At 31.9% G+C, this 8,360-nt stretch carries 8 protein-coding genes, 2 pseudogenes and 1 other annotated feature; all 10 genes and pseudogenes read right to left on the minus strand.

Annotation, left to right across the window (positions count from 1 at the left end; all coding sequences use genetic code 11):
- Positions 1-512, minus strand: a pseudogene (locus MR593_RS06010) (DNA-directed RNA polymerase subunit beta'); the annotation flags it as partial.
- 42 nt (positions 513-554) lie between these two features.
- Complete coding sequence (gene rpoB, locus MR593_RS06015) at positions 555-4,283, minus strand: DNA-directed RNA polymerase subunit beta (protein ID WP_290690839.1); 3,729 nt, start codon at positions 4,281-4,283, stop codon at positions 555-557.
- A gap of 346 nt (positions 4,284-4,629) precedes the next feature.
- Positions 4,630-4,995, minus strand: a complete 366-nt coding sequence (rplL, locus tag MR593_RS06020; protein ID WP_290690841.1) for a 50S ribosomal protein L7/L12 — start codon at positions 4,993-4,995, stop codon at positions 4,630-4,632.
- A 67-nt stretch (positions 4,996-5,062) separates the two neighbouring features.
- Entirely contained in the window at positions 5,063-5,566 is a 504-nt protein-coding gene (gene rplJ, locus MR593_RS06025) for a 50S ribosomal protein L10 (protein ID WP_290690843.1), read from the minus strand.
- A 36-nt stretch (positions 5,567-5,602) separates the two neighbouring features.
- Positions 5,603-5,731 (minus strand) — a sequence feature (ribosomal protein L10 leader region).
- A gap of 51 nt (positions 5,732-5,782) precedes the next feature.
- Positions 5,783-6,481 carry a 50S ribosomal protein L1 gene (gene rplA, locus MR593_RS06030; protein WP_290690845.1) on the minus strand — a complete coding sequence of 233 codons (699 nt, stop codon included), beginning with the start codon at positions 6,479-6,481 and terminating at the stop codon, positions 5,783-5,785.
- A 71-nt stretch (positions 6,482-6,552) separates the two neighbouring features.
- On the minus strand, positions 6,553-6,978 hold the full coding sequence (gene rplK / locus MR593_RS06035; RefSeq protein WP_290690846.1) for a 50S ribosomal protein L11: 426 nt from the start codon (positions 6,976-6,978) through the stop codon (positions 6,553-6,555).
- 31 nt (positions 6,979-7,009) lie between these two features.
- Positions 7,010-7,594: a transcription termination/antitermination protein NusG gene (gene nusG / locus MR593_RS06040; RefSeq protein ID WP_290690849.1), complete on the minus strand. Its 585-nt coding sequence runs from the start codon at positions 7,592-7,594 to the stop codon at positions 7,010-7,012.
- A 17-nt stretch (positions 7,595-7,611) separates the two neighbouring features.
- Positions 7,612-7,836, minus strand: a complete 225-nt coding sequence (secE, locus tag MR593_RS06045) for a preprotein translocase subunit SecE (protein ID WP_290690850.1) — start codon at positions 7,834-7,836, stop codon at positions 7,612-7,614.
- 27 nt (positions 7,837-7,863) lie between these two features.
- Complete coding sequence (gene rpmG / locus MR593_RS06050) at positions 7,864-8,013, minus strand: 50S ribosomal protein L33 (protein ID WP_290690852.1); 150 nt, start codon at positions 8,011-8,013, stop codon at positions 7,864-7,866.
- A 207-nt stretch (positions 8,014-8,220) separates the two neighbouring features.
- Positions 8,221-8,360 (minus strand): annotated as a pseudogene (tuf, locus tag MR593_RS06055) (elongation factor Tu); the annotation flags it as partial.

The following is an 8,360-nucleotide window of genomic DNA, read 5'->3' on the forward strand; positions in this document are numbered from 1 at the left end:
CCCATACCAACTTCAAAAGTATTTCCATATTTTTCATAATTACTTCTAAATTCTTTTTCTGTTAGTAATTGTTTTTCGTTTAATCCAGTTTCACCTGGATCTATAACAACATATGAAGCAAAGTATAGTATTTTTTCTAGAGATCTTGGTGACATATCAAGTAAAAGACCCATTCTACTTGGGATACCTTTGAAGTACCAGATGTGAGACATAGGAGCTGCAAGCTCTATATGTCCCATTCTTTCTCTTCTTACTTTAGATTTAGTTACTTCTACACCACATCTATCACAAACTACACCTTTATATCTAACTCTTCTATATTTACCACAATGACATTCCCAGTCCTTTTGTGGTCCAAATATTCTTTCACAGAATAAACCGTCTTTTTCTGGTTTTAAAGTACGGTAATTAATTGTTTCTGGTTTCTTAACTTCTCCTCTAGACCATTCTCTTATACGTTCTGGAGAGGCTAAACCTATTTTTATCGACTCGAAATTGTTTAATTCAAACAAGGAGTTCTCTCCCTTCTATTTGATATTTATTTTATTATAAAACTATATTTCAAAATCACTGTTGTCTTCATCTCCAAAGCCATTGAAATCAAAATTTAAATTATCATCTACTTCTTCAACATCATAATCAATGTCTTCTTCTATTAAATCTTCATCATCTTCATCTTCCATATCTTCAATAACATGAGATTCTTGTACTTCTCTCTCATCACTAATAAGATTTAATTCGAAGTTTCCATCAACTTCATCATCTATGTCTGTAGATTCTTTTACTTCTAATTCTTCATCTTCTTCACTTAAAACTTTAACATCTAGACATAAACTTTGAAGTTCTTTTATAAGAACTTTAAATGATTCAGGTATTCCTGGTTCAGGAATATTTTCACCTTTTACTATTGCTTCATAAGTTCTTACACGACCTACAACGTCGTCTGATTTAACTGTAAGTATTTCTTGAAGTATGTGTGCAGCTCCGTATGCTTCAAGAGCCCAAACTTCCATTTCACCAAATCTTTGTCCACCAAATTGAGCTTTACCTCCAAGTGGTTGTTGAGTTACTAGTGAATATGGTCCTGTACTTCTTGCATGTAACTTGTCATCAACTAAGTGATGTAGTTTTAAGTAATACATGTAACCTACTGTTATCTTATTATCAAATGTTTCACCTGTTCTACCATCATATAATGTTAATTTACCATCTCTTGGGTATCCTGCTTGTTCAAGAGCGTCCATTATATCACTTTCTTTAGCGCCATCAAATACAGATGTTGCAACATACCATCCTAGTTTCTTAGCAGCAAGTCCTAAGTGAACTTCAAGCACCTGACCGATGTTCATACGAGATGGTATACCTTGTGGATTAAGTACTATATCCATAGGTGTTCCGTCTTCCATAAATGGCATGTCTTCTTCTGGTAATACTCTTGAGATAACCCCTTTGTTACCATGACGTCCGGCCATTTTATCTCCGACTTTAATTTTTCTCTTCTTAGCTATATAACATCTAACTAATTCATTTACTCCTGGTGATAAATCGTCACCATTTTCTCTTGTAAATACTTTTACATCAACTATTATACCTGATTCACCATGAGGTACTTTTAGAGATGTATCTCTAACTTCTCTAGCCTTTTCACCGAAGATTGCACGAAGTAATCTTTCTTCAGCAGTAAGCTCAGTTTCTCCTTTTGGAGTTACCTTACCAACTAATATATCTCCTGAATCAACTTCAGCACCTATTCTGATTATACCTCTGTCGTCTAAGTTCTTGATTGCACTTTCGCCTACATTTGGTATATCTTTAGTTATTTCTTCTGGCCCTAGCTTAGTATCTCTAGCTTCACATTCATATTCTTCTATATGGATAGTTGATAATCTATCTTCTTTTACAAGTCTTTCATTAATTAAAACGGCATCTTCGTAGTTATAACCTTCCCAAGTCATAAATGCGATTAAGCAGTTTCTTCCTAATGCTATTTCACCTAAATCTGTAGCTGGTCCATCAGCGATTACATCGCCTTCTTGTATTTGATCACCTTTGTTTACTATAGGTGTTTGATTTACACATGTACCATGGTTTGAACGCTTAAATTTAAGTAATTTATATCTATCTCTATTTCCATCTTCTCTTTTTATTACTATTTCATCTGCTGTTACTCTTTCTGCTATACCAGAATGTTTAGCAACAACAACTGCTCCAGAGTCTTTTGCAGCTCTGTATTCAACTCCTGTACCTATGATAGGTGCTTCTCTTCTCATTAGAGGCACAGCTTGACGTTGCATGTTTGATCCCATTAGGGCACGGTTGGCATCGTCGTTTTCAAGGAAAGGTATCATAGCTGTTGCTATAGATACAACTTGTTTAGGAGATATATCCATGAAGTCAACTCTTTCAGCAGGAACAAGTTCAACTGTACCATTTACAGTTCTACAAACAACCTTTGAGTTTACGAAGCTACCATCTTCATTTAATGGTTCATTTGCTTGCACTCTTATGAATAAATCTTCTTCATCTGCAGTAAGATAATGTATCTCATCTGTCATCTTTCCTGTTTCTTTATCATATTTTCTGTAAGGAGATTCTATAAATCCATATTCATTTATTTTGGCATAAGTACTCAATGAGTTGATAAGACCTATATTTGGACCTTCTGGTGTTTCTATAGGACACATTCTACCATAATGTGAATGATGGACGTCACGCACTTCGAATCCAGCTCTTTCTCTTGAAAGACCACCTGGTCCTAATGCTGATAATCTTCTCTTATGTGTTAACTCAGATAATGGATTTGTTTGATCCATGAATTGAGATAACTGTGAACTACCAAAGAATTCTTTGATAGCAGCTGAAACTGGTCTTATATTTACTAATGCTTGTGGAGTTATAGCTTCCATGTCTTGTACAGTCATTCTTTCTCTTATAACTCTTTCCATTCTTGAAAGACCAATTCTAACTTGGTTTTGTAATAATTCCCCGACACATCTTATTCTTCTGTTACCTAGATGATCTATATCATCTACGTTTCCTATTCCAAAGAATAGGTTGAATTCGTAACTTATAGAAGCGATTATATCATCTAATAATATATGTTTAGGAATTAATTCTTTTCTTCTTATTCTTATACTTTCTTTTATTTCTTCTTCGTCACTACATTCGTCTAAAATTTCTTTTAAAGTAGGATAGTGAACTTTTTCTTTTATTTTTAAATCATCTATGTCAAAATCTATATGTGCTTTTATGTCAACAAAGTTATTTCCTATTACTTTAACTTTCTTTTCATCTTCTGTTTTTATAGTAACTGCATTGATACCTGCATTTTGTATCTTCCAAGCATCATCATAGCTTATTTTTTCATCAGCTTTTACGAATACTTCTCCAGTTTCTGGATTGATTATATCGTCATAAGCCACTCTATTCATTATTCTATAAGCTAAAGCAAGCTTTTTATTAAATTTATATCTACCTACTTTTGCTAAATCGTATCTTTTAGCATCAAAGAAAAGAGCATTTATTAATGAAGATGCACTTTCAACTGTTGGAGGTTCACCTGGTCTTAATTTTTTATAAATTTCAACTAGACCTTCTTCAACATTTGTAGTGTTATCTTTTTCTAATGTAGCCATTAATCTTTCATCTTCACCTAAAAGATCTATTATTTCAGCATTTGAACCTATTCCTAACGCTCTTAATAATACTGTTACTGGTTGTTTTCTAGTTCTATCTACTCTAACAGAAATAACATCATTAGAATCAGTTTCATATTCTAACCAAGCACCTCTATTAGGTATAACAGTAGAAGATATTAGTTTTTTACCAGCTTTATCTCTCTCTTGTGCATAATATACACCAGGTGATCTAACTAATTGACTTACGATAACTCTTTCCGCTCCATTTATTACGAAAGTACCTCTCTCTGTCATAAGAGGGAAGTCTCCCATAAATACTTCTTGTTCTTTTATTTCTCCAGTTTCTTTATTAATAAGTCTTACTTTTACTTTTAGAGGCGCACAATATGTAGCATCTCTTTCTTTACATTCTTCAATATCATATTTAGGCTTATCATCTAGAGAGTAATCTACAAACTCTAATATTAAATTACCTGTATAATCCTCAATTGGAGAAATATCATTAAAAACTTCTTTTAAACCTTCTTCTAAAAACCACTTATAAGAATCTACTTGTATTTCTATAAGATTTGGTAAATCAGCTATTTCCTTTATCTTAGAAAAGCTCATTCTCTTTCTCTTACCTATCGTGACAGGATATGGCATTCACTTTTCACCTCTCAATAATTAAAAATAAAACCCTTGTCATACTAAACGCATCTAATAATTCTAGCATAACTTTGACTAAATTTCAATATTTAGGACTATATAATTTAAAATTTATATATTATTTTTTAAATAAATTATCACCTATATACTAAAAACCTGCTCTATTTAGTATGCACATAATATTACGTATTAATTCCATTTTTTCGTAATTTTTTCATAAAGTTGAGAATAGAGAATATAATATCAAAAAAGATTTATATTCTCTATTCTCAACTTTATTTCTTAATAAATTAATTGTAACTCAAAAAAGGTGTCCTACCGAGACACCTTTTTCTTAAAAAAATTATTTAAGTTCTACTGATGCACCAGCAGCTTCTAATTTTTCTTTTATTTGTTCAGCTTCTTCTTTAGAAGCACCTTCTTTAACAGCTTTAGGAGCGTTATCAACTACTTCTTTAGCGTCTTTTAATCCTAAACCAGTTATTTCTCTAACAGCTTTTATAACTCCAACTTTTGAAGATCCAGCAGCAGTTAATATTACATCAAATTCTGTTTTTTCTTCAGCAGCAGCTCCACCTGCAGCAGCACCAGCAACCATTACTGGAGCAGAAGCAGATACACCGAATTTTTCTTCTGCAGCTTTTACTAATTCATTTAATTCTGTAACTTTCATTTGTTCTATAGCTTCTAATATTTGTTCTATTGTCATTTTTAGCACCTCCGAAATTTTTAATAATTTTTATTTTTTAATCTTATTTTCTAAATTTAACTGACAATTAAGCTTCTTGTCCTTCTTTTTCTTTTATTAAAGCATCTAATAAATATACAAAGTTTGACATTGGAGCCTTTAAGCTTCCAAGTAATTTTGCAAGAAGAACTTCTTTTGGTGGTATATTAGCGAACTCAACTATTTGAGCTTCGTTATAGAATGTACCTTCTACTACACCCATTTTTAATTTCATTTTTGGATGAGCTTCCATAAAGTCTTTTATAACTCTAGCTGGAGCTATTGGATCGTCATAACCAAATGCTATAGCATTAGTTCCTACTAATAACTCATCGTTGAATTCTTCTATTCCAACTTCTTTAGCTGCTCTTCTAACTAAAGTGTTTTTATAAACTTTGTATTCAACACCAGCTTCTCTCATTTTCTTTCTTAATTCTGTAACTTCTTCTACTGTTAAACCTTTGTAGTCTACAACTATTGTAGAAGATGATTTTTGTAGTTTTTCAACTATTTCAGCAACAACTTGTGATTTCATTTGTATAGCTTCTCTCATCAGATGTGCACCTCCTTCACAAAAGTATATTTACCGTACATAATTAAAAAAGCTTTTATTTCTAACATAATGCCAGACATAAAAGCTCTAGTTTCATTTATCTAAAACCTCGGCAGGAAATTAAGCTCTCGCACCTACTGTCTACGGCAAATTTATTCGTTTTTAACATCAACAAGAGTTATTATAACATCCTTTTTGATTTATGTCAACAAAATATTATTCAGTTACTCTTGCAGGATTTATTTTGATTCCAGGTCCCATAGTTGAAGCAACTGTTACGCTTCTTAAGTATTGTCCTTTAGCAGCAGATGGTTTAGCTTTTATTATAGCGTTCATTAAAACTGAGAAGTTTTCAGTTAATTTTTCTCCACCAAAAGATACTTTACCTATAGCAACGTGGATTATATTGTTTTTATCTAATCTATATTCAACTTTACCAGCTTTGATTTCTTGTACAGCTTTAGTAACATCGAATGTAACTGTTCCTGATTTTGGGTTTGGCATTAAACCTTTAGGTCCTAATACTCTACCTAATCTACCAACTACACCCATCATATCTGGAGTAGCAACTACTACATCAAAATCAAACCAGTTTTCTTTTTGTATTTTTTGTACTAATTCTTCAGCACCTACAAAATCTGCTCCTGCAGCTTCTGCTTCTTTAGCTTTATCTCCTTTAGCGAAAACTAAAACTTTTTTAGTTTTACCAGTTCCGTGAGGTAATACTATTGCACCTCTAACTTGTTGGTCAGCATGTCTTGAGTCAACACCTAATTTTATATGAGCTTCAACTGTTTCATCGAATTTAGCTGTAGCTATTTCACTTACTAATGCTAAAGCATCTTTAGCATCATATAATTTTGTTCTATCTATTTTTCCTAATGCTTCTGCATATTTTTTACCTTTTTTAGCCATTTTTTATAATTCCTCCTTGTGGTTATTGTCGGCATTTGCCTCCCACTTCTAACGAAGTGTCTAATTATTAATTAGTCTTCTACTACGATACCCATACTTCTAGCAGTACCAGCTATCATGCTCATTGCAGCTTCTACTGATGCAGCGTTTAAGTCAGGCATTTTTAATTCAGCTATTTCTTTTATTTGAGCTGAAGTTAATGTTGCAACTTTCTTTTTGTTTGGTTCACCTGAAGCTGTATCTAATCCAGCAGCTTTTTTAAGTAATACTGCAGCAGGTGGAGTTTTTGTTATGAATGAGAATGATCTATCTTGATATACAGTTATAACAACTGGTATTATCATTCCTGCTTGATCTGCAGTTTTAGCATTGAATTCTTTAGTGAATCCCATTATATTAACACCGTGTTGTCCTAATGCTGGACCAACTGGTGGAGCTGGAGTAGCCTTTCCTGCAGGTATTTGTAATTTTATTTGACCTATAACTTTTTTAGCCATGTCGAGCGCACCTCCTCAAATTCCTTCTAAATTATATTCTTTCTATGCTCTTTAAATCTATTTCTAATGATACTTCATTACCACTAGACGCATTTATGCATACTTTTGCCATTTCATTTTTAACGTCGATTTCTTTCACAATCCCACTTTGTCCTTTGAATAAACCGTCGCAAACATTGACTGTTTCGCCAACTTCTATGTCGACATGTTTTTCACCTACTTTATCTAAATCTATTCCCATAAATTTAACTTCTTCTTCAGTAAGTGGAACTGGTTTAGAACCTGGTCCTACAAATCCTGTAACACCTTTTGTGTTTCTTACAATATACCATGATTCGTCAGTTATTATCATCTTAATAAGGACATAACTTGGGTATATTTTTCTTTGTCTTACTTTTGTTTTTTCTTTGATGACTTCTTTTACCTTGCCATCTTCTTTTACTTTTTCTTTTACTTTTGTAGTTTCAATTACATCTTCAGTAGGGACGATAACACTTTTTATACAGTCTTCCATGCCCCTTGTTTTTACTGCTTTTTCTATGGTAGCTTTAACTTTATTTTCATGTCCTGAATAAGTATGAACTACATACCATTGTGGTTGTTGTATTTCCGACATTTACATTCTCCTTTTTTCTATTTTAATATTAACGCTAATGCACCTGATAAAAGTGTATCTAAAGCCCATACTAAAATAGTAAACGAAATAATTGTAGCTAAAACTATACCTGTGTTTTTTAATAACTCAGTTTTTGTTGACCAAGTTACTCTTTTTAATTCTGCTATAGTTTCCTTAATATAAGTAACTAAACTAAATCTTTGCTTTTTAGGCTTATTAGCCTTAACCTCTTGAGTTTTCATAATATTACTCACATCCTTAAAATATAACTATTTTGTTTCTTTATGAGTAGTATGTTTTTTACAGAATTTGCAATATTTTTTAAGTTCTATTCTGTCTGGGTTATTTTTTTTATTTTTTGTAGTGTTGTAGTTTCTTTGTTTGCATTCAGTACATGCTAAAGTAACTCTTACTCTCATTTGCTACACCTCCAACTTTTAATACAATAATATATATATTGTTATATAATATTTTGAAACAAATTATCAAAATACTATTACCTTCCTTTAACCATTACTTTGTATAAATTATCATAAATTTAAAGCAATGTCAATATTTTTGTTTGATTGCTTAAAAAAGAGGAGTCTAAAACCCCTCTTTCTTATATATCTATTGTAAACAAAATATTATTCTATTATAGTTGCTACAACACCAGATGCTACTGTTCTACCACCTTCTCTTATAGCGAATCTTAATCCTTCTTCTACACATATTTTGTTTATTAAGTCAACTTCTATTGTTATGTTGTCTCCAGGCATAACCATTT

This window comes from Intestinibacter sp. (genome assembly GCF_022780145.1).
Lineage (GTDB): Bacteria > Bacillota > Clostridia > Peptostreptococcales > Peptostreptococcaceae > Intestinibacter.

Coding starts and splice junctions, on each gene's coding strand:
- rpoB (WP_290690839.1), bottom strand. CDS start 4,283: ATGCCATATCCTGTCACGATAGGTAAGAGAAAGAGAATGAGCTTTTCT.
- rplL (WP_290690841.1), bottom strand. CDS start 4,995: ATGACAATAGAACAAATATTAGAAGCTATAGAACAAATGAAAGTTACA.
- rplJ (WP_290690843.1), bottom strand. CDS start 5,566: ATGAGAGAAGCTATACAAATGAAATCACAAGTTGTTGCTGAAATAGTT.
- rplA (WP_290690845.1), bottom strand. CDS start 6,481: ATGGCTAAAAAAGGTAAAAAATATGCAGAAGCATTAGGAAAAATAGAT.
- rplK (WP_290690846.1), bottom strand. CDS start 6,978: ATGGCTAAAAAAGTTATAGGTCAAATAAAATTACAAATACCTGCAGGA.
- nusG (WP_290690849.1), bottom strand. CDS start 7,594: ATGTCGGAAATACAACAACCACAATGGTATGTAGTTCATACTTATTCA.
- secE (WP_290690850.1), bottom strand. CDS start 7,836: ATGAAAACTCAAGAGGTTAAGGCTAATAAGCCTAAAAAGCAAAGATTT.
- rpmG (WP_290690852.1), bottom strand. CDS start 8,013: ATGAGAGTAAGAGTTACTTTAGCATGTACTGAATGCAAACAAAGAAAC.